Origin of the sequence: Bradyrhizobium sp. (genome assembly GCF_016219575.1) — a bacterium.
Classification (GTDB): Bacteria; Pseudomonadota; Alphaproteobacteria; order Rhizobiales; family Xanthobacteraceae; genus Bradyrhizobium.
Map to the genome: position 1 here is coordinate 1 of NZ_JACRMG010000032.1, position 21,766 is coordinate 21,766.

Consider the following 21,766-nt stretch of genomic DNA (forward strand, 5'->3'; position numbering starts at 1 on the left):
AAATGCTATCGCGAAATCGCATGCTCGGCCTTCTGTGTCTCGACAACCAGAAATGACCGATTTGCCTCGGTCGCGCCGGGCATGCACCGCGACATAGTGAATCATTCCCCGGACAGCCCTGCGCTCTTGCGGGGAGAGGGTCGGGGTGAGGGGTGGTTCTCCAAACTCGATAGAGAACGTGACGCGGTGAGTCCCCCTCACCCGGATCGCTTCGCAACATAGCCGAAGCTCCGCTTCGGCGTTCTTAGGAACGGCCGCCGAAGGCGGCCTATGCCTCTCCCCGCACGCGGGAAGAGGTGAAACGTCAAACCCCCGGCGCGGGGAGCTTGTGGATCGCGCAGGCCGCGCGCAGCGTGTTGACCAGCAGGCACGCCACCGTCATCTGGCCGACGCCGCCGGGCACCGGCGTGATGGCGCCGGCGACATCGAGCGCTTCCTGGAAAGCGACGTCGCCGATCAGCTTCGTCTTGCCTTCCGCCGTCGGGATGCGGTTGATGCCGACATCGATCACGGTGGCGCCCGGCTTCAGCCAGCTGCCGCGCACCATCTCCGGCTTGCCGACGGCGGCATAGACCAGATCGGCCTGCGCGCAGAGTTTCGGCAGATCGCGCGAGCGCGAATGCGCGATCGTCACCGTGGCGTTCTCGTTGAGCAGCAATTGCACCAGCGGGCGGCCGACCAGATTGGAGCGGCCGATCACGATGGCGTTCATGCCCTCGAGCGAGGGATGCACGCTCCTGGTCAGGATGATGCAGCCGAGCGGCGTGCAGGGCGACAGCGCGGCAAAGCCGCCGGCGAGCCGCCCGGCATTGTTCGGGTGCAGGCCGTCGACGTCCTTGGCGGGATCGATGGCGTTGATGATTGTTTCGGTATGCAGGTGCTTCGGCAGCGGCAATTGCACCAGAATGCCATGCACTGCGGGATCGCCGTTGAGCCCTGCAATCAGCGCCAGCAGGTCGGCCTGCGAGACATCGGCCGACAGCTTGTGCTCGAAGGAAGCCATGCCGGCGGCCTGGGTCTGGGTATGCTTGCTGCGGACATAGACTTCGCTCGCCGGGTCATTGCCGACCAGCACGACCGCGAGCCCCGGCGTGAGCGAGTTCTCGCGCTTCACCCGCGCTACTTCCCCGGCGACGCGGGCACGAAGATCGGCGGCAATGACTTTTCCATCGATGATGCGGGCCGTCATCTCAATCCTTCTGTTCAGAACTCCTGGCGGTCAGTGCGCGCAAGGCCTCGCCGAGCGATTTGGGGTCGCCGTCGACCGCGACCTGCTTGAGCCGCGAGGTCGCGCCCGACAGGATTTTCACGCTTGCCTTGGGCACGCGCAGCGCTTTCGCCAGCAATTCCGTCACCGCCTTGTTGGCCGCGCCGCCATCGGCAATGGCGCGGACCCGCACCTTCACCACGGAGCGGCCGTCGGCCAGCGTCTCGATCCCGTCGATGTCGTCACGGCCGCCGCGCGGAGTGACGCGCAAGGCGATGCTGATGCCGTCGCTGGAGTAGCGCCAGGGATCAGCGGACCGATCAGCCAATGACCCGCTCAAACGACGTTGGGATAGATGTAGTAGGAGATCACCCGCTGAATGAACATGATGATCAGGATCACGATGATCGGCGAGATATCGAGCCCGCCAAGGGACGGGATGAAGGAACGAATCGGCCGCAGCGCCGGCTCGGTGATCCGGTACAGGAACTCGGACACCGCCGCGACGAACTGGTTGCGGGTGTTCACGACGTTGAAGGCGATCAGCCAGGACAGGATGGCCGAGGCGATCAGGAGCCAGACATAGAGGTCGAGCACGATCAGGACGATGTCGAGGACGGCGCGCATGGCGGGAAGGGCTCGCGAGGTGTGATGCCGCCTAGATATCGGTTCAGCCCCCCGCAAACAAGGGAAGTTCCCGGCAAAATAATGCGGAAAACCGTATGGTTACCGTTCTTGACTTGGCCTGTGCCCGGCAGGTAAATGGCGCCGATTGTCGGTCGCCTTCCGGGGCGGCCGCGACGGGGCCATAGCTCAGCTGGGAGAGCGCGTCGTTCGCAATGACGAGGTCGGCGGTTCGATCCCGCCTGGCTCCACCAGCCTTCGCAGGCTGCGGCTGCTTCGGCTCGGCAAGCCCTATCGTAGCGAAGGCTGCCGCGGCGTAGCCCGAAGGGCGAAGACGGACTAGATCAGCAAACTCCCCTCCTACTTCCCCGTAAACCTCGGCGGCCGCTTCTCCATGAAGCTCGCCACGCCCTCCCGGAAGTCGCTGCCCCTCAGCGCCACCACCATCTCGCGGTTCGCATCGATCGTGGCTTCCGCCAGCGTCTGGAACGGCACGTCATAGAGCTGGCGCTTGATCACCGATATCGCACTCGGCGAGACGAAGTCGGCGAGATCGCGCGCGTAGGCATAGGTCTGCTCGGCCAGCTGGTCCGGCGGATAGAGCCGGTTGACCAGCCCAATGCGCAGCGCCTCGTCGCTGTAGACGCGCCGTGAGGACATCAGGAGATCCAGCGCATTGGCATGGCCGACGATGCGCGGCAGCATCCAGCTGATGCCGTGCTCGGCGATCAGGCCGCGGCGGGAGAAGGCGGTGGTGAACACCGTGTTGTCGGCGGCAAAGCGCAGGTCGCAATAGAGCGCATGCACGAGGCCGATGCCGGCGGTCGCGCCGTTGAGCATTCCGATCACCGGCTTGCCGATCGACGGATAATAGCCGTAGCGCGTCTGCCAGTCCGGCCCGCGGTTCATGTCGAATGGCGGCAGGGTCGCGGCCCGCCTGATATCGTCGGGATCGAGGGTCTTCAGCGCGTCCATGTCGGCGCCGGCGCAGAAGGCGCGGCCCGCGCCGGTCAGCACGATCACCCGCACATTGTCGTCGGCGGCCGCGGTCTCCATCGCGTGCCGCACGTCGCGCTCCATGATCGGTGTCCACGCATTCATGCGGTCGGGCCGGTTCAGCGTGATGGTCGCGATCTTGTCCTTCGCTTCATAAAGAATGTGCTGATAGCTCATGTCGTCTCCCTTGCTCGCCGCCTCAGGCAGCGGCGCGTTCTTCATTGGTTGAATGATTTCGCCCGCGAGCCCGTCGGCCGCGCCAGATAGTCCTGCGTCTCCGGCCGCTCGATCAGCCAGCCGGTCCAGCGCCTGAAGACTTTCGCCATCCGCTCCGGATCGACGCCGAGCTGCGACATCGCAACGCCGCCATTGACGGATTCGCGGTACTCCGCAATCAGCCCGTCGCGCACGATGAAGCGGCTCATGCCGTCGATCACCACGCGCTTGCCCTTGAACTGCGGGATGGTGGAGGTGAAGCTCGACAGCGACCACGCATAGCCCATGGCGCCGTCGAAGACAGGATCGAACATCTCCCAGCGATAGTCGGTGGCATCGCGGTGGAATAGATCCTGCATCATGTGCGCGATATCGGCGCGACCTGTGTGCGGGCCGTAGATGTAATCGTGGTAGATGCCGTCTTCGCAAAAATGCCGCGCGAAGCGTGCGCCGTCACCGCTCTCTGCCGAATGCGTGAAATCGCTCAGGAGTCTTGCGAATTCCTCACGCGTCATGCCGCCTCCCAACTTTGTTTGGGAGCGACAGTAGCACACCTGCGGAAATGACAAGCCGCCATGCGCGCACCGGATATTTTGCGCCGCGGATTATTCCGCAGCCTGCGCCAGCACCGGATGCGGCTTTCGCGCGAGCCAGCCGTCGATGAATTGCCTGAGCCAGGCGCGCTCGGCGAAATCATACACGGCGCGATCGGCAAAATGCTGGTGCCGCGCCCGCGCGCCCGGCGAATCCATGTTGTCGTAACCGCGCGTGGTCCAGCAATGCATCATCGCCCAGGTCACGTCGGGATGAAACTGGAAGCCGAAGGCTTGGCCGCTCTGGAAGGCCTGCACCGGGAAGTCGTCGCCTTCCGCGAGCAGCTCGGCACCATGAGGCAACTCGAAGCCTTCGCGGTGCCAGTGATAGACATGATCGGGCCAGTCCGGGCACACGGCGTTGCCGGCGGCAGTCGGGCGGATCGGATAATAGCCGATCTGGGTGACGCCTTGCGGATGCGGCGCGACTCTTGCGCCGAGCTGCATGGCGAGCATCTGCGCGCCGAGGCAGATGCCGAGGAACGGCCGCTGCTCGCGCAGGGCAATCTCGATCCAGTCGATCTCGCGGCGGATGTAGTCGTCGGAATCGTTGGCGCTCATCGGCCCGCCGAAGAACACGGCGCCAGCATGCGCATCCATCGTCTCCGGCAGCGCGTCGCCGAAACGCGGACGGCGGATGTCGAGGGTGTGGCCGAGCGCGCGCAGCGCATTGCCGACGCGGCCGGGCGTGGAGGTCTCCTGATGCAGGACGATCAGGACCGGAAGCAGGGCGTCGGACTCGACGGCGCGCGCCCCTCGCCCCGGAAAGGGCAGCACGCTTCCGCTCATCATGGTCCGCCGAAAAGACATGGTCCTTGCTTCTGACGACGCTCGGGTGAAATCGTACCTAAGTGGTCGTTAATTTGCGGTGAGTTCGGTCACACTCGGAAAAATCCAAGCAAATCACGGGCCAGTGATAACGGAGGAGCAGTTTGGGGCCGGATTTCAGCGATTCCGGAGCTGGAATCCGCCGACCGCCGCCAGGATGAACGAGCGGGGGAAGAACCGCAGCAGGAAGGGCACCAGCTTGATGCCAAGGCCGGGCAGCACGGCCCGCTTGTTGGCCATCAGCCCCTCATAGCCCTGCCGCGCCACTTCGGCCGGCGAGACTTTCAGAACTGCCGAATCGAAGCCGGGTGCGAACCCCGCCCGGGCCTGAAACTCGGTCAGGACGGGACCGGGGCAGACCACCGTGACGCGCACACCGTGCGGCGCGAGCTCGCGGCGCATCGCCTCGGAGAAGGACAGCACATAGGCCTTGGAGGCGTAGTAGACCGCCATACCCGGCCCCGGCAGGAAGCCCGCGATCGAACCAATATTGAGGATGCCGCCGCGATTGCGAACGAGCTGATCGGCAAAGCGCAGCGTCAGATCCGTCAGCGCGCCGACGTTGACCGCGATCATGCCGAGCTGGTCGTTGCGGTCGCGCCTGATCGCGTGGCCGAAAACGCCGAAGCCCGCATTGTTGACGAGATATTCGAGCTCGGCGCCGGCGGCAGCCAATGCGCTCTCGATCGTGGCGCAGGCATCCGCCTGTTCGAGATCGCAGGGAATGACGATGGGCTGTGCGCCGCCGGAGGCGACGATTTCACCGGCGAGCTGATCTAGGCGATCGGCACGGCGCGCGGCCAGCGCAACGCGATGGCCCTTCGCTGCAAAGATGCGCGCAAGCTCCATGCCTATGCCGGCCGAAGCCCCCGTAATCAGCGTCACACGCTCAGTCACGATCCAAACTCTAAAATAAAATGCCTGTGGCATCCCGTCGCGGGCGCGACAAGACCATAGGCTTGTGATGTGAGCAACCCACCCCGGGGCATCCCAGCATGCGCAATGCACTACAGAAAACATTGGAGCGCTGTGATTTGCCACACAGTCCGGCTGCGCGGCCACGTTAAATTTTGGTCATGTATGAATAGGCAGGCCGGAAGCGGCCGGCCGGCACCTCAAATGGCCGCGCCGGCACTGTCCTTGTCACCCCGGGCACGCGCCGCCTGGCGCTCCTGCACGGTATGCTTGAGATCGATCCGGTCGCGCCCGGAAATGCCCAGGAGTTCGGCGGCGCGCCACAGCACATTGTCCTCGAATTCGGTGACCTTGCCATCGGCAAACACCATCTCCCACATCATCTCGACGATGCGACGCCGGACCGCCTCGTCCACCTCGCGCATGATCACGCTGGTGAACCGGTAGAGATCGACCGCATCGCTCTCGGCCCGGGTGGCGGAGGCAATCAACCGGTCGGCCGTGCCGGGATCCAGCTTGAAGCTGGTTTCGATCAGGCTGTGCAGTTTGCGCTTCTCCATCGCCGTGGGCTCGCCGTCGAGCGAGACGATGTGAATCAGGAGCGCGGTTGCGGCAAGACGATAATCGGTCTCGTCAAAGACCCGCTGCATGGCGTCGGGAGAAACGATATCGGCGATGAATTGGCGAAGTCCGTCCAGCATCGATTCTCTCTGTCGAAAACGGTGAGGTTGCTCGGCTGAATATATGGGCCGGACCGTGAAGGGCGCAATCGGCACAGGCGACGGCAGTGCATTACGTTTCGGAAACCTCTCTCCTCGTCATGCCCGGGCTCGTCCCGGGCATCCACGTCTTCCTTTCCCGCTGGTCCAATGACGTGGATGGCCGGGACAAGCCCGGCCATGACGGCGTGGAAAATGCGGGTGTCAACAATTCCTCACGGTATCTCGTACACCACCATCTTGTCGGCGATGCCCCGCAGCGCGGCCTCTTTCCGGATCGGCTTGATCGCCTCGCGCTCTATGATGGCGGCAACTTCAGGCGCGCCGATCACCGGCTGGGTGATGTGGATTTCCTGATTGGTAGACAGGCTCTGCACCCGCGCCGCCACATTCACGGTCTGGCCGAAATAATCCTGCCGTTCGTTGAGCATCACGGCGAGGCACGGCCCTTCGTGAAGGCCTATCTTGACGATCAGGTCTTCGGTGCCGCGCGTCTTGTTGAGCTCCTTCATCGCCGACCGCATGCGCAAACCCGCCTGCAGCGCATGCTCGGGGCGGATGAAGGTTGCCATCACGGCATCGCCGATGGTTTTCACCACCGCGCCCTTTTCCGAGGCGATGATTTCGAGCAGCGCGCGGAAGTGCGCTCGCACCAGGTCGAAGGCAGCGAGATCGCCGACGCGCTCATAGAGAGCGGTCGAGCCTTTCAAATCGGTGAACAGAAAGGTCAGCGAGGTGATCTTGAGCCGCTGGTCGATGTTGAGATTGTCCGCCTTGTAGAGGTCGCGGAACGTCTGGTTGGAGAGAATCCGCTTGGCGGTGAGGATCGGCTTGCGCTTGCCCAGCAATTCATGCAGCGCGTCGCCGGCGATCCAGACGCCCGGCAGCACGCGGTCACCGGACTGATTGTCGAGGGTGAGGCGAATCGGCCCCGGGCGCATCACCGTGGTCCCGGTTGGCGCATGCACCTTGTTGAACACGATCGACAGCTGCTGGCGCTCTTTGGTCGGCTCGCCCTGCACGTCGATGAAGTGTGCCGAATGCGTCACCGGCTCGAATATGATGATGAACTGCTTCGGCAATTGCAGCGACAGCACGGCCCTCTCGCCGGGAGGCAGCTCCATCGACTCCAGCGTGACCTCCTCGGTCAGCTGCGGCATCGTCTCTTCGTTGAGATCGATGCCCGAACTCCAGAAGATCTGCCGGTAATACTCCCAGAACGGCAGCGTGCCGGGGTCGTGGGCGCCGATGCGCCGGATGCGCGGGCTGACGGTGAAGGAGACCTCGACGAGATCGTCGACCGACGCCTCGTATCCCGCGGCGCACAGCGCGCAATTGTAGTCGTCCGGGCGAAGCGATTTCAGCGTGGCGTGGGCGTCGAGCACGCCGCTGCAGCCGGGGCAGAGCACGTTCCAGCCGAGATCGAATATGCCGAGCCGGGAGGCATGCAGAAAGCCGGAGATTACCTTCTCCTCGTCGAGACCGGTCTTGCGCGAGAAATCCAGCAGATTGACGCGGTTGAGTTCGCGGTCCTCGCCCTTCTCGACCACGTCCTGGATTGCGTCGACCACCGCCGGATCCGCGGTCTGCTTCAGCACCGAGAACAAGGCCTGCGTTTCGCTCATGGTGCTGACCTTGGTTTCAACGCGGCGAGATCGCGAACATCGGCGAGCGGTCGGGCTGCGTGGTGACGACACCGACCGGCATCACCGGTGCCTTGTCGAGCAGCGTGACCCGGAAGGCGCCGATGATCTGCGCCAGAGCCAACGTGGCTTCGACCAGCGCGAAATGCGCGCCGATGCAGATGCGCGGACCGACGCCGAACGGCAGATAGGCAAAGCGGTCGGGCGGCGGCGACGGCGCCATGAAACGCGACGGGATGAAGGCGTTGGGATCCTGCCAGAGCTTTTCGTGGCGATGCAGCAGCCATGGCGAGATCAGGATCACGTCGTTCTGGCGCACGGGACGGCCGGCGATGACGTCGGGCCCCGCGGCGGCGCGCGCGATCAGGAAGGCGGGCGGATAGAGCCGCATGGTCTCGTCGAGAACCGCGCGGGTGAATTTCAGCCGGTCCAGATCAAGCCCGCCTTTGGCGACGGCTTCGCGCGCTTCCACCGCCACCTGTTCCTGCACGGCGGGATCCAGCGCAAGCAGATAGAGCGACCAGAACAAGGCGGTCGCGGTCGTCTCATGCCCGGCGAGGATCATGGTGGCGACTTCGTCACCGAGCTGCTCTTCATTGAACGCCTGCCCGGTCTCGGGATCGCGCGCCTCGCCCATCAGGTCGAACAGGTCGCGCGGCGGCGCGCCGTCCTTCTTGCCGGCGGCGCGGCGCTCGGCCATCAGCTGGCCGACGAACTTCGTCCAGCGCTTGCGGAAGCGGGCGCGCTGGAAATCCTGCGGGCTCGGCCAGTTCAGCGGCAACAACAGATCGAGCAAGTGCGGCCGCGCCAGCCGCTCGCCATATTCCATGACATAGTCGCGCAAGGTCGCGCCGTGCTGCCCCATCCCGAACGAGAACATGGTACGGCCGGCGATCTCCAGCGTCATGCGCTGCATCACCTCGCGCAGATCGACCGGCGCATTGCTCGCGGCCTTGAGTTTAGCAAGCGTCTCGTCGATGGCACCGGTCATATGCGGGATCAGCATGTTGACGGCGCGCGGCGTGAAGGCCGGCGCCAGCGTGCGCCGCTGGTGTTTCCAGGCGCGGCCCTCCGCGATCAGGACACCGTTGCCGAGAATGGGGCGCAGCACGCGGATGCCGGCGGCCGTGCGGGTATAGTTTTCGTAATTGTCGACCAGCACATGCTTGATCGTGTCCGGCGTGTTGAGGATGAAGCTGCTGCGCCCGACGAAGCGGCCCTGGATGATATCTTCTTCGTAGGCGCGGTTGCCCCAGGTCTGGATCGGGTTGACGCGCATGGTCCGCATGCGTCCGAACGCCGTCATGTTGTCGGGCGCGCGCGGCGGGCGCGGCGGCACCAGGGGCTGTCGGGTGAGCGGCAGATCGATGACTTCGGCAATGCTCATGGGGCCTCGCTGGGGGCTCGGTCTCTACCCAATCTATGTGCGCCAGGGCGGCACCGCAAAGGCCCTTTCGCCCGGAAAGGCTCAGTAAGTCAGCTCCGCCATCACAATCCGGTTTTCCGACGCCGGCCAGGCCCGCGCCACAATCCGTTCATGATTGAAGATGGCAACCACCGGCCGCCCCGTCTCGCCAGTGGGGAGCCGCAACGTGGCCGTGGAGTCGGTCGGAACCCCGGTCTTCACGTCGGCCGGCTCCTTGCCGTCGAGCAGGACCACGTCGCGCGGCAGCCCGAAATAGCCGCGCGGCCGCGTCATGATGACGACGCTGCCCGCGCCTGCATCGGCAGGCCCCGGCGCCTTGGCCGCACGCAGGTGCACGACGTCTGAAGAGCGCGGAAACGGCGAACGGTAGAAATGCGTGATCGGCGCGCCCGGCGAGGTCAGCACCATCTCGAGATGCCAGGCGGGATCGACCTTCGCGGGACCCCAGCGCCCGTCCGCGCCGGTCTGCGAGGAATGGATCGGACCGCCGAGACGCCCGCCGCTGTCCGGCGACACATGATAAATCTCGACGGTGGCGCCGCCGACCGGCCGGTTGGTCTGGACGCCGCCGGGCGTTGCCGTGACGAGGCCGCTCAACCTCACCTCCGCTTCCGGCACGATCTCGATCCGCGAGGGCTCGCGGCCGGCGATGAACCTGTAGATCTCGCGGAAGGCGCGCGGATGGAACGCGACCTCGCGGTGATCGATCGTTCCCAGCATGAGATTGGTCGCGCCCTTCAGCGCCGGACCGTCGTTGGTGACATTGGTCGGCACGCCGGGCTTGCCGACAAAGCGGCCGTCTCCTTGCGCGTATTTGTCCATGCCGTCGCTGCGCAGCGTGAGGAATGCGGTGCCCGGCGTGACCTCGCTCTCGCCTGCGTTGAGTTCGCGCAGGAATGGACCGCGGCCGTTGAACTCGCTGCCGGGATTGTCCTCCCAGTCGAACACGCCGTGATTGGGCACGCCGCACAGCACGGCGTGGCTGACATCGCCGCCGCCGCCATTCCTGATGACGTTGCGGATCGCGTAGCCGCCGCGCGAATTGCCGACCAGCGCGACGCGCGAGGCGCCCGTGCGTTGTTTCAGATCCTTGATCGCCTCAGCGAGTTCGCGCCGCTGGTCGGCGGTCGAGGAGCGGCCTTCCTGCGCCACCGAATCATCGGTGCGGGCGAGCGGATCGGTGAAATTGATCGCAACCATCCGCTCGCGCGGCACGCCGTTCGATTCCATCCGCCACAGCGTCGAGATCCACAGCGCGGCATGATCGCCATTGCCGTGCACGAACAGGATCGGTGGAATGTCGGCCGCGGCAGTGCCGGCCGGCGCGGTCTGGGCGATGGCCGGAGCCACAAAGCTGCCGGTCCACAGGGGCAAGGTTCCGGCAGCCCCCAGCAGCGTTCGCCGCGATATGCCCATCCTGTAATCTCCCTCGTGTTTTCAGCAATTTAGCGGAGCCGAAAGAGTCCGGAAAGCACGCTTATCCACTGGACAGGGGCGCGCATTCACAGGCATCTCTTGGGCTGGCCGCTGCTCGCGGCCTGCCATAGCAAGCCAAACGGGACGGGATATGACGGAATCGCCGCCGCGCAAGACCGCCGATCACAGCATCACCGCACCGCTGAAATTTTCGGTCTTCCGCCGCATCTGGCTGGCCAGCCTGCTCTCCAATCTCGGCCTGTTGATCCAGGGTGTCGGCGCCGCCTGGGCGATGACGCAGATGGCATCGTCAGCCGACAAGGTCGCGCTGGTGCAGACCGCGCTGATGCTGCCGATCATGCTGATCTCGATGCCGGCCGGCGCCATCGCCGACATGCACGACCGGCGCGTCGTCACCATGGTCGCGTTGTCGATCTCGCTGGTCGGCGCCACCGCGCTGACTGTCCTCGCCTGGCTCAACCTGATCACGCCGAACATCCTGCTCGCCTTCTGCTTCATCGTCGGCACCGGCATGGCGCTGATGGGCCCGGCCTGGCAGTCATCGGTGAGCGAGCAGGTGCCGCCCGAAGCCTTGCCGGCGGCGGTAGCGCTCAACGGCATCAGCTTCAACATCGCGCGCAGCGTGGGCCCGGCCATCGGCGGCGTCATCGTGGCGACATCGGGCGCGGTGGCAGCCTTTGCCGTCAACGCCGTGATGTACCTGCCGCTGCTGGTCGTGCTGTTCCTGTGGAATCGCGTCAGCGAGCCGTCGCGGCTGCCGCGCGAGCGGCTCAACCGCGCCATGGTCTCCGGCGTGCGCTACATCGCCAATTCGCCGTCGATCAGGATCGTGCTGACGCGCACGCTGGTCACCGGCATCATCGGCGGCTCGGTGCTGGCGCTGATGCCGCTGATCGTCCGCGATCTCCTGCATGGCGGCGCGCAGATGTACGGCATCATGCTGGGCGCCTTCGGCATGGGCGCGGTGGTCGGTGCACTCAACATCACCGAGGTGCGCAAGCGGCTGAATGGCGAGAGTGCGATCCGCGCCTGCACGATCTCGATGGCGGGCGGGATCACGGCGGTGGCGCTGAGCAAGCAGCCGGCGCTCACCGCAGCCGCACTGGTGGTGACGGGCGCGGCATGGATGCTCGCGGTCGCCTTGTTCAATATCGGCGTGCAGCTTTCGGCGCCGCGCTGGGTCGCCGGCCGCTCGCTCGCGGCGTTCCAGGCGGGAATCGCGGGCGGCATCGGCGTCGGCAGCTGGTTCTGGGGCCACCTCACCGACTATGCCGGCGTCGAGATCGCGCTGCTGACTTCCGCCGGACTGATGCTGCTGTCGCCGCTGCTTGGCCTGTGGCTGCGCATGCCGCCGATCGGCGCGCGCAACGAGCCAGCCGCCGAATTGCTCGCCGATCCCGAGGTGAAGCTGTCGCTCACGGGACGGAGCGGTCCGCTGGTGGTGGAGATCGAGTACCGCGTCGCGACGGACAACGCGCGCGCGTTTCACAACGTGATGCAGGAGGTGCAGCTCAGCCGCCAGCGCAACGGCGCCTATGGCTGGTCGATCGCGCGCGATATCGCCGATCCCGAGCTATGGACCGAGCGCTATCACTGCCCGACCTGGCTCGATTATCTGCGCCAGCGCAACCGCGCCACGCAGTCCGAGCGCGTGTTGTATCAGCAGGCGATCGACTTCCATCTCGGCCCCGAGCCGGTGCGGGTGCGCCGCATGCTGGAGCGGCCGTTCGGCTCGGTGCGCTGGAAGGAGGAGACGCCCGACCGCGCCGCCGAGGAAGTGCTGCCCGTGGTCGCGCAGGCGGCGGGGAGCAGCACGTAGCGCTCGTCTTATCGCCCGTGCGAGGCCAGCGTCGCCTGGCAAGCCTTGCTCAGGCGGGCGCGATTCTGCTGCAGGCAGGCGAGCACGACCATGTCGCCGGCATTGAGATGGGCGCGGCAGAAGCGCGAGGCGTCGCGCGCGCAGGCGTCCTGGCCCTGCGCCGAAGCGCTGCCAGCCGCGATCGCGACAAAGGATACAACGAGAAGAAACCGGATCATCGCAGTCACCTTGAATACCCAGCGATGAGGGCGTTCTAAGGCCGGCTTGCCCGCATCGCAATGGGCATGTCGGAAAACGACGATCCGGCGCGAGGAAGCCTCGCGCCGGATCGCGTGACCGCAAACTTCGGAGGATCAGTCCGCGGCGGAAATCTTGCGCGTCTTCTGGGCCGCGAGGTCCTTGTCCATGACGGAGCGGCAGCCCGGAGAAAGCTCGGCGCGGTGCTTGAACATGCAGGCGGTGATTTTCGGGATGTTCGGGATCTCGCTGCTGCAGAGGCGGAACGCGTCGCCCGTGCACTGCTGCTGGGCCTCGGCGCTGTAGGCGAAGGTCTGGGTCGAGGTCATCGCGCCAAGCGTGGTCGCAATGGTCAAAGCCAGAATGGCCTTGCGAAGGGTCTTGGTGAGGGCGGCGGTCATGGTCGGCTCCTGTTGGCCCCGCCATGGGGCCGTTGACTGTTGGTGTCACAATGCCCCGACCGCGTTCCCGGCACCGTGATAGCCATCACAGAGCAGATCACACAAGCAAGCCATTGATAATACTGCAGTATCAGGAGTACGGCGGATTCCGGCGCCGGTTTCGTACGGCGGCGGCCAAAATTTTCCTGGGCCGGCCGGCCATTCGTTGGTGGGGCGTTAAGACCTCATTCGCATTAATGCGCCGTTACGGGATTGGAGCGTTTTCGAGCGAAGTGGGTACCGGTTCGCGCGAAGAAACGCGTCGTTCAGTGGGAATTTTAGTGATGCGTAATGCGTTGGGCCTGATGCTGGCCAGTGTCGTTGCGGCGGTCGTGATCGCCGGAGTTTGGTTCTGGACTTCCTCGCCGCACGCCGATGCGGCCGCTCCCCAAACCATCGCCGCCAGGAGGGCCGAGCCGCTGCCGCCGGCCGCGGCGAAGCCCGCCGCAAAGGACGATGTCCAGGCTACCGCCTCGCTCTCCAGGCCGGTTCAGATGGCCGCGCCTTCGCCCGCACCGGCCACGCCCGTGCAGCAGAAGCCGGCCTGCGCCAATCCCAACGCGCTCGGCGTCGCCCGCACCGTCGTCATCGACACCAAGGGCGGCCCCGGCTTCGGGTTCGAGCATTTCAAGCAACTCGATTTCCTCGCCGACAAGGAAGTGGTGCTGACCTTCGACGACGGCCCGTGGCCGAACAACACGCCGGCCGTGCTGAAGGCGCTTGCCGAAGAATGCACCAAGGGCCTGTTCTTCTCGGTCGGCAAGCATGCGACCTATCACCCGGAGATCCTGAAGCAGGTTCTTGCCGCCGGCCACACCGTCGGCACGCACACTTGGTCGCACGTCAACCTCAACAACAAGAAGATGACGGAGCAGCAGGTCCGTGACGAGCTGGAGAAAGGTTTCAGCGCCGTGAAATCCGCGCTCGGCCAGGCGCCGGCGCCGTTCTTCCGGTTTCCCCAGCTGCAGCACAATCCGGCGGCGATGACCTATCTCGGCACGCGCAATGTGGCGATGTTCTCGACCGATCTCGATTCCTTCGATTTCCGCTCGAGCAATGCCGATCAGATCATCAACACCGTGATGACCAAGGTCGACAAGCTCGGCAAGGGCATCATCCTGATGCACGACTTCCAGAAGCTGACCGGCGAGGCGCTGCCCACGCTGCTGCAACGGCTGAAGGCCGGCGGCTACAAGGTCGTGCACATGAAGGCGAAGACGCCGTTCGACACGCTGCCGGAATATGACGCGATGATGGTGAAGGACTCGAAACTGCCGACCGTCTCGAGCCGCCCGGTGAGCCAGGTGGTGCAGACCGTCACCAACGATTGATCGGTCCATCCATCGCTGCAAACGAAAACGCCCCGGAGACGATCCGGGGCGTTTTGTTTTGTTTGGGCCTCACCAGCCGCCGAGCATCCCGGCATAGCCGCCGTAGCGATAGATCTCGCGCATGATGCGCGCCTCGTCCCAATGCTGGCGCTGGCGCTTGGGCTTTTCGCTCTTCGCCTGTTTGGGTTTCTCGGGCGTGGCCGTCGTCGCAGGAGCCGCGGGCGCAGGCTTGCTTTCGTCGAACGTCACCTGGCCTTCCCTGTTCTCGGCCGGCTTGGTGCCGGCTACCGACGGACGCTGCACGAAGGTCGGCGTTTCCTGAGCGGGAGCGGCAGCAGGCGCGGCCTCGACAGCCTTCGGGGCCTCCGGCGGCCTGGGCGGATCCGGCGGCCTCGGGGCTTCCACGACTTTCGGCGTTTCAGCCGCCTTGCCGAGCGCGCCCGGCAATTTCTGGTCGACGCCCGACAGCGACAGGCTGCGGCCTTCGCCGGCTTGCACGGGCGCGATCGAAACCAGTGCGAAGGCGGCAATCAATGCGAATATGCGCATGGGAAATCTCCCCCTGTAATCAACGCGGCAAAGTAACCGGCGCGGGCAGATCGTTATGTGAGTTAGATCACGGACAGTATATTGGTCGAACCAACGCGACGCCGAGTTCAACGGATAAAAACTGGTGCCGCAAGAGGGACTCGAACCCCCGACCCCGTCATTACGAATGACGTGCTCTACCAACTGAGCTATTGCGGCGGACCATCGAAAGCGGCGTCCGAACAAGGCCGGAACGCGTGCGCACCTGATATCGGGCACGGCTCCGATTGGCAAGGAAAAGCAGCCTTTCCCGCAGCGTTTTCAAGCGAAGCGGGCACCGGTCCGCGTCAAGAAAACGCGTCAAATCAAAGGCCCGTCTCAGCTGCCCCAGCGGGACAGGAAACCGCGCCAGCCGCCGGCTTGGGCCTTTGGCGTGCCGATTTGCTCGGCAAATTCGTCGCCTGGCACCTCGTCGTCGACCCCGGGGTCGTCGGGGGGGCGGACGATGGGAATGACCTGGGGAATGGTTTTCGGGATGTCCTGGCGGGTGCGGAACAGGGGCGCCGGCTGGGAGGGGGTCGATTCGGCTTTCGCGGGGGCCGGAGCTGGTGCGGCCGCGGCAGGCGGCGCCGGCTCGGCGGGCGCGGCAGCCTCCGGCGCCGATGCGACCGGCGCATTGTCCTGCGCGGCCGGCGTCAGCGGCACGACGACGTCGTCGCGCGGCGGCTCGGCAAGTCCGTTGCTCTCGGATTCGATCCGCTTCGGCGGGGGAGCCGCCAGCATCGCGTCCTCGAAGGGCGAGGATTCGATCGCGGCGCCCTTGTCCGACGGCAGGCTCGCCACCGGCGTCTGCCACTGGAACGCATCGAGCTTGCCCGACACCGGCGACACCGGACGCCAGCGTTCGCTGACATAGCCGTCCGCGGTCCAGGCCGGGTCGTGCAGCGCGCGCACGGCGCGCATGGCCCAGGCGCGCGCCCGCCCGCTGTCGCCATGTTCGGTGCGCTCGATCTCCGCCATCAGCACCGCGACGCGCTGCGTCGGCTTGTCGATGAAGGGCGCCAGCGCCTCGCGGGCGCGGGCAAATTCGGAAGCATCGATCGCCGCGCGCGCCACCGCCAGCGCGCCCTCGATATGGCCGGGCATTTTTGCCGCCAGCGTCTCCATGCGCACGAGACGTTGCCGCGCGGAATCGCCGAGCTTCACATGCGCGTAGGCCTCGGCGAGATCGGGATGCGGCTGCGCAAGCCATGCCGCTTCGACGATCCGCATCGCGCGGCGCACCTGATGCGCCTCGCTCTCGAACCTGGCGGCGAGCACCGCGGCCGGCACCAGCGTCGGCGCGAGCTTGACGGCCTCCATCGCGCTATCGCGCGACAGGTCGCGGTCGACCTTATCCAGCTCCAATGCGCGCGCGGTGAGCAGCACGCCGCGCTGGCGGCGGTAGGTCGCCTTGTCGATCAGGCCGGAGGAGAGATTGTTGTCGAGGATCGACAGCGCGCCGTTCCAGTCGCCCTTGGCGCAGCGGAAGCCGAGCACCGCATGCGAGGCCCAGGTCGAGGACGGCGAAATCTTCAGCGCCTCGTCCGCGATCATCACCGCGGAAACCGGATCGTCGGCGCGCTGCGCCTCGATGAACAGGCCGCGCAGGCCCAAGAGCCGCGTGTCGTCGCGCTCCGCCATGGCGCGGAAGGCGCGCTGCGCGCTCTCGCGGTCGCCTTCGAGCTGCGCCGATTGCGCCGTCAGCAGCAGCGCCAGCGGATCGTGCCCGGCGTGACGCTGCGCGTCGCTCGCATGCCGGCGCGCCAGCGACACGTCGCCATGGCCGACCGCGAGCAACCCTTGCGTGATGGCATGACGGCCGCGCGCCTGGCGGCGCTCGTGCCGCCTGCGGCGCATGCGATCGGGCGTGCGCCACAGCCCGCGCAGGATCGACCACAGGATGACGCCCGCCACGACGGCGACGCCGAGCCCCAGCACGAACACCGGCAGCGCCATCTCGGCGCGCCAGCCGCCCCAGGACAGCACGACGTCGCCGGGCTGGTCGGCAACCCATGCCGCGCCCGCGGCCAGCGCTGCGATCAGGGCCAGGAAAAGAATGATGCGGATCATGAATTTCCTGCTTGTTCCTATTTGGCTGTCGCGAGCGCAGCCATGGCGTCGGAGGCGAACTTGCGCGAGGCGGCGAGCGCCGCGTCGCGGGTATCGGCCTTCTCGAGCCAGGCTTGCGCGGCGGCGCGATCGGCGGGGGCCAGCGTGTTCAACTCGCGGCGCGCTTCGTTGAGATCGTTGCGCAGCGCAGCCGCAGTGACGCGCGCCACCACGCTGGCGCGGTCGGTGCCGGTCGCATCCGCGCGCTGGATGCGCACGAGTTTCGTGGCGCCCGCCTGCAGCCGGTCGACGATGCCGCTGCCGGTGGTCTCGGCCTCCGGCGGCGGCGGCGCGAGCTTCGGCACGATGGCCACGAGCTCGCGGCACAGGGCCGGCGCGCCGGGAACGCCGGACGCGGCGAACGCCTCGAGCGGCTTCAGCGCGTCGGCGCTTGCCGCGAGCGATTTCGCCGTCGCGAGCTGGGCGGCAAAGGGGTCGCCGTGGCGCACGGAGACGTCGAGCAGCGAGGCCGCGACCACGCGGCGCAGCGCGGCGTCATCAGCGGGCTTCGTGTCGACCGGCTTCGTTTCAGCCGACTTGAGCGCGGCGATCTCGGACTCCTGCGCCTTCGCCGCCCGCTCGATCTGTGCGATGCGATCGTTGACCGGAGAGAGATCGACCGGCACCGGCGCCGGCGCCGAGCCGTCGGCACGCGGCTGCGCTTTCACCTCGTTGACGGCGGAAGCAAGCTTGTCGGCCTGCGCCCGCGTTGCCGCGAGTTCGCTGCGCAGCGCGGCGACGGATTTTTCGATGCCGTCCATCCGCGCGGCGGCAGCGGGATCGGCAACCGGCGCGGCCGGCTTGCCCGCCTTCGATTCGAGACCGGCGATTCGCACGGTGAGATCGTCAATGGCGGCGGCATTGAGTTGCGGCGCAGGCGCGGGTGCCGGCGCCTGCACGGCCGGCCAGCCCAGCACCCAGCCGACGCCGATCACCAGCGCGGCTGCGACGGCTCCGGAGACCGGCGCGATCGCCCAGGGAGAGATCGGCTGCGAGACGGGCTGCGAAGGCTGCGGTGCGGCCTCGGCCGCCGTGTGCCCGCTCTCCCCGGTCGTTCCGGCCTCCGCCTTGGGGGTCTCGGTGACGTCGGTGGCCTTCAGGTCGATGGTGGGCGGCTCACGTTTGGGCCGGCTGGGCTCGGCTGGCGCCCCCTCTTCGGGCCTGTCATCGACCATCGCAAATACCTCTGATTTCGACCGAACTTAGCAGATCAGGCCTGCTCTCTTAAGCCAGTCGGGCCGGCAAAGCACGCTTCAATGCCTCGAATAAGGCATTTTCGTCCGGCCTGGCCGCGACCGTGACCTGGGTGGCGCCGGCCTCGCGAACGATTTCGGCGACCGCCGGCGATATGCAGCATTGCGGCAGTGCCAGCGCCGAGATTTCCACCCCGCCCGTCCGCGCCGCCTCGACGAAGGCCCGCGCGCTGCGCCGGGAATAGTGCAGCACCGCCTCGATCCGGCCGGCGGCAAAGCCGTCGATCACCTCGTCCGGCAGGCTCTTGGCCGGCACCATGCGGTAGGCGATGTGGGTAATGACCTCAAAACCCATTTCGCGCAGGTCGCCCGCGAGGTCCCTCGCCAGCTCCTCACCGGCGAGATAGAGCAGCGGCGATTTCTTCTTCAGCTTTTTCGCTTTGGCGCTCTCGACGACGAGATCGCGCAAGGCAGCCGCATCGCCGTCGGCGGAAAGCACCTTTGCGAAACCGGCGGCACGTGCCGCCGCAGCCGTGCGCTCGCCCACCGAAAACAGCGGCAGCTTCAGCAGCGGGCTTCTTGCAAGGCTCGGTTCGACGGCGCGCACCGCGTTGGCGCTGGTGACAATGATCCCGCCATAGGGAACCTGGTCCCCTTCACTGAAACCGAACGGCTCGAATCGCAGCATCGGCGCAGCGACGACCTCGAACCCCCGCGCGCGCAGCTCGGCGGCGGTGGTCTCGCCGTCGGGCAGCGGGCGGGTAACGAGAACGGCCATTTCCGAGAGTCTCCGCTCCAGGGGTCTCCGCGAGGATATTTGCCGCAGCCGGACGATTGCACGCGGCGACCCCGCAATGGTACCGAAGCAGCAAGACGCATCTTTAACAGATCATGCAAGGCCTCACCTTGACGAACGATAAACCGATGCTGGTCCTGGGCATCGAAACCACCTGCGACGAAACCGCCGCCGCCGTGGTCGAGCGCCGGGGCGACGGCAGCGGCAGGATCCTGTCCAACGTCGTGCGCTCGCAGACCGAGGAGCATGCCCGCTTCGGCGGCGTGGTGCCGGAGATCGCCGCGCGCGCCCATGTCGATCTGCTCGACGGCATCGTCGACCGCGCCATGAAGGACGCCGGCGTTTCCTACGTGCAGCTCTCGGCGGTGGCAGCGGCCGCAGGCCCCGGCCTGATCGGCGGCGTGATCGTGGGGCTGACCACCGCAAAGGCGATCGCGATGGTGCACGATACGCCGCTGATCGCGGTCAACCATCTCGAGGCGCACGCGTTGACGCCGCGGCTGACCTGCGCGCTCGCCTTTCCCTATTGCCTGTTCCTCGCCTCCGGCGGCCATACCCAGATCGTCGCCGTGATCGGCGTCGGAAATTATGTGCGGCTCGGCACCACGGTCGACGACGCCATGGGCGAAGCCTTCGACAAGGTGGCGAAGATGCTGTCGCTGCCCTATCCCGGCGGGCCGCAGGTGGAACTGGCGGCAGCCGGCGGCGATGCGAAACGGTTTTCATTTCCGCGGCCAATGCTCGGCCGGCCGGACGCGAACTTCTCGCTTTCGGGCCTGAAGACCGCCGTGCGCAACGAGGCCAGCCGCATCACGCCGCTGGAACCGCAGGACGTCGCCGATCTCTGCGCGGGCTTCCAGGCGGCCGTGCTGGAATCCACCGCAGATCGGCTGGCGGTGGGACTGAAACTGTTCCGCGAGCAATTCGGTCCGCCGCGTGCGCTGGTCGCGGCCGGCGGCGTTGCCGCCAACCAGGCGATCCGCGGCGCCTTGCAGGATGTCGCGGCAAGGGCGCAGACCACGCTGATCATTCCGCCGCCCGCGCTCTGCACCGATAACGGCGCCATGATCGCCTGGGCCGGCGCCGAGCGCATGGCGATCGGGTTGACCGATACGATGGAAGCCGCGCCGCGGGCACGCTGGCTGCTCGACGCCAATGCCAGGGCGCCGGCCGGCTATGCCAACAGTCGCGCGGGCTATTGAGATGGCCTCCTTCAATTCAGTCGCGGTGATCGGCGCAGGCGCATGGGGCACGGCGCTTGCCGCGGTCGCCGCGCGTGCCGGGCGCGGCGTGACACTCTATGCACGCAGCGCCGCGAGCGTAGCGCGCATGAAAGCGACGCATGAGAATCTGCGCCTGCCCGGCATTCGGCTCGAAGCCGGCATCGACATCACCGGGGAGATCGCGCTTGCCGCATCCGCTGACGTCATCCTGATCGCGACACCGGCACAGAATCTGCGCGAGGCCGTGAACGCCCTCGCCCCGCACCTGAAATCATCGACGCCTGTCGTCGCGACGGCCAAGGGCATCGAGCGCGGCACGCACAAGTTCATGACCGAGGTAATTGCGGAAGCTGCAGCAAATGCGATTCCCGCCATTCTCTCCGGCCCGAGCTTTGCCGACGATGTCGCGCGCGGCTTGCCGACCGCCGTCACGCTGGCGGCCGGGGATGAAGCGATCGCCGCCGCGCTGGTACATGCGCTGGGTTCCGCGACCTTCCGGCCCTATCACACCACCGATATTCGCGGCGTCGAGATCGGCGGCGCGGCCAAGAATGTGCTGGCGATCGCAGCGGGAATTGCGGTCGGCCGCGAACTCGGCGCGTCCGCGCAAGCGGCGCTTACAACGCGCGGGTTCAGCGAACTCGCCCGCTTCGGCCGCGCCTGCGGTGCGCGCGCCGAAACACTGGTGGGCCTGTCGGGTCTCGGCGACCTCATCCTGAGCTGCTCCAGCCTGCAATCCCGCAATTTCGCGCTCGGCATCGCGCTCGGCCGCGGCGAGCCGCCGCCTTCGGGCAAATTGGCCGAGGGACAGTTCACCGCGCCGGTGCTGGTGGAGTTCGCGGCTTCGCAGGGTGTCGATATGCCGGTATCAAGAGCGGTAGCCGCAATCCTTGCGGGCAAGATCTCGATCGACGCCGCGATCGAAGGCCTGCTGACGCGGCCGTTCAAGGCGGAGGAATGACAATGGCGTATTGGCTGGTGAAATCGGAACCGTCGACCTGGTCGTGGGACCAGCAGGTGGCCAAGGGCGCGAAGGGCGAAGCCTGGACCGGCGTGCGCAATTTCACCGCGCGGCAGAATCTCGTGAACATGAAGAAGGGCGACAAGGCGTTCTTCTATCACTCCAACGAGGGCAAGGACATTGTCGGAATCGCCGAGGTGATCAAGGAGGCCTATCCGGATCCTTCCGACAAGACCGGCAAATTCGTCTGCGTCGACATCAAGGCCGACAAGCCCATGCCGAAGCCGGTGACGATGGCCGCGATCAAGGCGGAGAAGAAGCTCGCCGCCATGGCGCTGGTGAAATATTCGCGGCTGTCGGTGCAGCCGGTAACGACGGACGAATGGAAGCTGGTCTGCAAGATGGGCGGACTTTAAGCGGCATTTAACCACAACGACCGCTGTTTGTCCGTAGAGTACCGGACCCTAACCGCAGGGGAAATTT

At 66.3% G+C, this 21,766-nt stretch carries 22 protein-coding genes and 2 tRNA genes; 6 read left to right on the forward strand and 18 right to left on the reverse strand.

Annotated features, from left to right (window positions below; translation table 11 throughout):
• Nucleotides 1-304 precede the first annotated feature (304 nt).
• Genes folD through HZB49_RS24635 form a run of 3 tightly spaced genes read right to left on the reverse strand, consistent with a single transcriptional unit; the run spans nt 305 to nt 1,834 of the window.
• Nucleotides 305-1,189: a bifunctional methylenetetrahydrofolate dehydrogenase/methenyltetrahydrofolate cyclohydrolase FolD gene (gene folD / locus HZB49_RS24625; RefSeq protein WP_291616111.1), complete on the reverse strand. Its 885-nt coding sequence runs from the start codon at nt 1,187-1,189 to the stop codon at nt 305-307.
• A 1-nt stretch (nt 1,190) separates the two neighbouring features.
• Complete coding sequence (locus HZB49_RS24630; RefSeq protein ID WP_291616112.1) at nt 1,191-1,535, reverse strand: DUF167 domain-containing protein; 345 nt, start codon at nt 1,533-1,535, stop codon at nt 1,191-1,193.
• Between the two features lie 8 nt (nt 1,536-1,543).
• Nucleotides 1,544-1,834 carry a YggT family protein gene (locus HZB49_RS24635; protein ID WP_291616113.1) on the reverse strand — a complete coding sequence of 97 codons (291 nt, stop codon included), beginning with the start codon at nt 1,832-1,834 and terminating at the stop codon, nt 1,544-1,546.
• A gap of 175 nt (nt 1,835-2,009) precedes the next feature.
• On the opposite strand from HZB49_RS24635, the gene HZB49_RS24640 reads away from it, so the two are divergent.
• Nucleotides 2,010-2,085, forward strand: a tRNA-Ala gene (locus tag HZB49_RS24640).
• A 106-nt stretch (nt 2,086-2,191) separates the two neighbouring features.
• Here HZB49_RS24640 and HZB49_RS24645 read toward each other — a convergent pair.
• The 8 genes from HZB49_RS24645 to HZB49_RS24680 form a co-directional block, all read right to left on the reverse strand.
• Nucleotides 2,192-3,004, reverse strand: coding sequence for an enoyl-CoA hydratase (locus HZB49_RS24645; protein WP_291616115.1), 813 nt, complete (start codon nt 3,002-3,004; stop codon nt 2,192-2,194).
• A 41-nt stretch (nt 3,005-3,045) separates the two neighbouring features.
• Nucleotides 3,046-3,558, reverse strand: coding sequence for a nuclear transport factor 2 family protein (locus tag HZB49_RS24650; RefSeq protein WP_291616117.1), 513 nt, complete (start codon nt 3,556-3,558; stop codon nt 3,046-3,048).
• A 90-nt stretch (nt 3,559-3,648) separates the two neighbouring features.
• Nucleotides 3,649-4,446, reverse strand: a complete 798-nt coding sequence (locus HZB49_RS24655) for a glutamine amidotransferase (RefSeq protein ID WP_291616119.1) — start codon at nt 4,444-4,446, stop codon at nt 3,649-3,651.
• Between the two features lie 135 nt (nt 4,447-4,581).
• Nucleotides 4,582-5,361: an SDR family oxidoreductase gene (locus HZB49_RS24660; protein WP_291616121.1), complete on the reverse strand. Its 780-nt coding sequence runs from the start codon at nt 5,359-5,361 to the stop codon at nt 4,582-4,584.
• Between the two features lie 218 nt (nt 5,362-5,579).
• Complete coding sequence (locus HZB49_RS24665) at nt 5,580-6,080, reverse strand: TerB family tellurite resistance protein (protein ID WP_291616123.1); 501 nt, start codon at nt 6,078-6,080, stop codon at nt 5,580-5,582.
• A 233-nt stretch (nt 6,081-6,313) separates the two neighbouring features.
• Nucleotides 6,314-7,723, reverse strand: a complete 1,410-nt coding sequence (locus HZB49_RS24670) for an adenylate/guanylate cyclase domain-containing protein (protein ID WP_291616125.1) — start codon at nt 7,721-7,723, stop codon at nt 6,314-6,316.
• Nucleotides 7,724-7,739: 16 nt separating this feature from the next.
• Complete coding sequence (locus HZB49_RS24675; RefSeq protein ID WP_291616127.1) at nt 7,740-9,128, reverse strand: cytochrome P450; 1,389 nt, start codon at nt 9,126-9,128, stop codon at nt 7,740-7,742.
• Between the two features lie 81 nt (nt 9,129-9,209).
• Complete coding sequence (locus HZB49_RS24680; protein WP_291616129.1) at nt 9,210-10,583, reverse strand: hydrolase; 1,374 nt, start codon at nt 10,581-10,583, stop codon at nt 9,210-9,212.
• 151 nt (nt 10,584-10,734) lie between these two features.
• Here HZB49_RS24680 and HZB49_RS24685 point away from each other — a divergent pair, with 151 nt between their 5' ends.
• Entirely contained in the window at nt 10,735-12,423 is a 1,689-nt protein-coding gene (locus HZB49_RS24685; RefSeq protein ID WP_291616131.1) for an MFS transporter, read from the forward strand.
• Nucleotides 12,424-12,431: 8 nt separating this feature from the next.
• Here the strand turns inward: HZB49_RS24685 and HZB49_RS24690 are convergent, their stop codons facing one another.
• Both HZB49_RS24690 and HZB49_RS24695 read right to left on the reverse strand, forming a co-directional pair.
• Entirely contained in the window at nt 12,432-12,641 is a 210-nt protein-coding gene (locus tag HZB49_RS24690; RefSeq protein WP_291616133.1) for a hypothetical protein, read from the reverse strand.
• A 135-nt stretch (nt 12,642-12,776) separates the two neighbouring features.
• Entirely contained in the window at nt 12,777-13,061 is a 285-nt protein-coding gene (locus HZB49_RS24695) for a hypothetical protein (protein WP_291616135.1), read from the reverse strand.
• A gap of 323 nt (nt 13,062-13,384) precedes the next feature.
• Between HZB49_RS24695 and HZB49_RS24700 the strand changes: the two genes are divergently transcribed.
• Entirely contained in the window at nt 13,385-14,431 is a 1,047-nt protein-coding gene (locus HZB49_RS24700; protein WP_291616137.1) for a polysaccharide deacetylase family protein, read from the forward strand.
• Nucleotides 14,432-14,500: 69 nt separating this feature from the next.
• Here the strand turns inward: HZB49_RS24700 and HZB49_RS24705 are convergent, their stop codons facing one another.
• The 5 genes from HZB49_RS24705 to HZB49_RS24725 all read right to left on the reverse strand — a co-directional run bounded on the left by HZB49_RS24705 (nt 14,501) and on the right by HZB49_RS24725 (nt 19,081).
• Entirely contained in the window at nt 14,501-14,980 is a 480-nt protein-coding gene (locus tag HZB49_RS24705; RefSeq protein ID WP_291616139.1) for a hypothetical protein, read from the reverse strand.
• A 122-nt stretch (nt 14,981-15,102) separates the two neighbouring features.
• Nucleotides 15,103-15,178: transfer RNA gene (locus HZB49_RS24710), tRNA-Thr, on the reverse strand.
• A gap of 159 nt (nt 15,179-15,337) precedes the next feature.
• Complete coding sequence (locus HZB49_RS24715; RefSeq protein WP_291616141.1) at nt 15,338-17,071, reverse strand: heme biosynthesis HemY N-terminal domain-containing protein; 1,734 nt, start codon at nt 17,069-17,071, stop codon at nt 15,338-15,340.
• A 17-nt stretch (nt 17,072-17,088) separates the two neighbouring features.
• Nucleotides 17,089-18,285 carry a hypothetical protein gene (locus tag HZB49_RS24720; RefSeq protein WP_291616143.1) on the reverse strand — a complete coding sequence of 399 codons (1,197 nt, stop codon included), beginning with the start codon at nt 18,283-18,285 and terminating at the stop codon, nt 17,089-17,091.
• A gap of 49 nt (nt 18,286-18,334) precedes the next feature.
• Complete coding sequence (locus HZB49_RS24725; protein WP_291616145.1) at nt 18,335-19,081, reverse strand: uroporphyrinogen-III synthase; 747 nt, start codon at nt 19,079-19,081, stop codon at nt 18,335-18,337.
• A 146-nt stretch (nt 19,082-19,227) separates the two neighbouring features.
• On the opposite strand from HZB49_RS24725, the gene tsaD reads away from it, so the two are divergent.
• The 3 genes from tsaD to HZB49_RS24740 are packed head-to-tail and all read left to right on the forward strand — an operon-like array spanning nt 19,228 to nt 21,699.
• Complete coding sequence (tsaD, locus tag HZB49_RS24730; RefSeq protein WP_291616147.1) at nt 19,228-20,301, forward strand: tRNA (adenosine(37)-N6)-threonylcarbamoyltransferase complex transferase subunit TsaD; 1,074 nt, start codon at nt 19,228-19,230, stop codon at nt 20,299-20,301.
• Between the two features lies 1 nt (nt 20,302).
• Entirely contained in the window at nt 20,303-21,283 is a 981-nt protein-coding gene (locus tag HZB49_RS24735; RefSeq protein ID WP_291616149.1) for an NAD(P)H-dependent glycerol-3-phosphate dehydrogenase, read from the forward strand.
• 2 nt (nt 21,284-21,285) lie between these two features.
• Nucleotides 21,286-21,699, forward strand: a complete 414-nt coding sequence (locus tag HZB49_RS24740; RefSeq protein WP_291616151.1) for an EVE domain-containing protein — start codon at nt 21,286-21,288, stop codon at nt 21,697-21,699.
• Nucleotides 21,700-21,766 lie beyond the last annotated feature (67 nt).

Bases quoted from the DNA above. Each gene is read 5' to 3' on its own strand.
- HZB49_RS24645 (WP_291616115.1), bottom strand. From the start codon at position 3,004: ATGAGCTATCAGCACATTCTTTATGAAGCGAAGGACAAGATCGCGACC.
- HZB49_RS24665 (WP_291616123.1), bottom strand. From the start codon at position 6,080: ATGCTGGACGGACTTCGCCAATTCATCGCCGATATCGTTTCTCCCGAC.
- HZB49_RS24655 (WP_291616119.1), bottom strand. From the start codon at position 4,446: ATGTCTTTTCGGCGGACCATGATGAGCGGAAGCGTGCTGCCCTTTCCG.
- folD (WP_291616111.1), bottom strand. From the start codon at position 1,189: ATGACGGCCCGCATCATCGATGGAAAAGTCATTGCCGCCGATCTTCGT.
- HZB49_RS24690 (WP_291616133.1), bottom strand. From the start codon at position 12,641: ATGATCCGGTTTCTTCTCGTTGTATCCTTTGTCGCGATCGCGGCTGGC.
- HZB49_RS24720 (WP_291616143.1), bottom strand. From the start codon at position 18,285: ATGGTCGATGACAGGCCCGAAGAGGGGGCGCCAGCCGAGCCCAGCCGG.
- HZB49_RS24675 (WP_291616127.1), bottom strand. From the start codon at position 9,128: ATGAGCATTGCCGAAGTCATCGATCTGCCGCTCACCCGACAGCCCCTG.
- tsaD (WP_291616147.1), top strand. From the start codon at position 19,228: ATGCTGGTCCTGGGCATCGAAACCACCTGCGACGAAACCGCCGCCGCC.
- HZB49_RS24735 (WP_291616149.1), top strand. From the start codon at position 20,303: ATGGCCTCCTTCAATTCAGTCGCGGTGATCGGCGCAGGCGCATGGGGC.
- HZB49_RS24680 (WP_291616129.1), bottom strand. From the start codon at position 10,583: ATGGGCATATCGCGGCGAACGCTGCTGGGGGCTGCCGGAACCTTGCCC.
- HZB49_RS24715 (WP_291616141.1), bottom strand. From the start codon at position 17,071: ATGATCCGCATCATTCTTTTCCTGGCCCTGATCGCAGCGCTGGCCGCG.
- HZB49_RS24700 (WP_291616137.1), top strand. From the start codon at position 13,385: ATGCGTAATGCGTTGGGCCTGATGCTGGCCAGTGTCGTTGCGGCGGTC.
- HZB49_RS24635 (WP_291616113.1), bottom strand. From the start codon at position 1,834: ATGCGCGCCGTCCTCGACATCGTCCTGATCGTGCTCGACCTCTATGTC.
- HZB49_RS24650 (WP_291616117.1), bottom strand. From the start codon at position 3,558: ATGACGCGTGAGGAATTCGCAAGACTCCTGAGCGATTTCACGCATTCG.
- HZB49_RS24695 (WP_291616135.1), bottom strand. From the start codon at position 13,061: ATGACCGCCGCCCTCACCAAGACCCTTCGCAAGGCCATTCTGGCTTTG.
- HZB49_RS24670 (WP_291616125.1), bottom strand. From the start codon at position 7,723: ATGAGCGAAACGCAGGCCTTGTTCTCGGTGCTGAAGCAGACCGCGGAT.
- HZB49_RS24740 (WP_291616151.1), top strand. From the start codon at position 21,286: ATGGCGTATTGGCTGGTGAAATCGGAACCGTCGACCTGGTCGTGGGAC.
- HZB49_RS24685 (WP_291616131.1), top strand. From the start codon at position 10,735: ATGACGGAATCGCCGCCGCGCAAGACCGCCGATCACAGCATCACCGCA.
- HZB49_RS24725 (WP_291616145.1), bottom strand. From the start codon at position 19,081: ATGGCCGTTCTCGTTACCCGCCCGCTGCCCGACGGCGAGACCACCGCC.
- HZB49_RS24705 (WP_291616139.1), bottom strand. From the start codon at position 14,980: ATGCGCATATTCGCATTGATTGCCGCCTTCGCACTGGTTTCGATCGCG.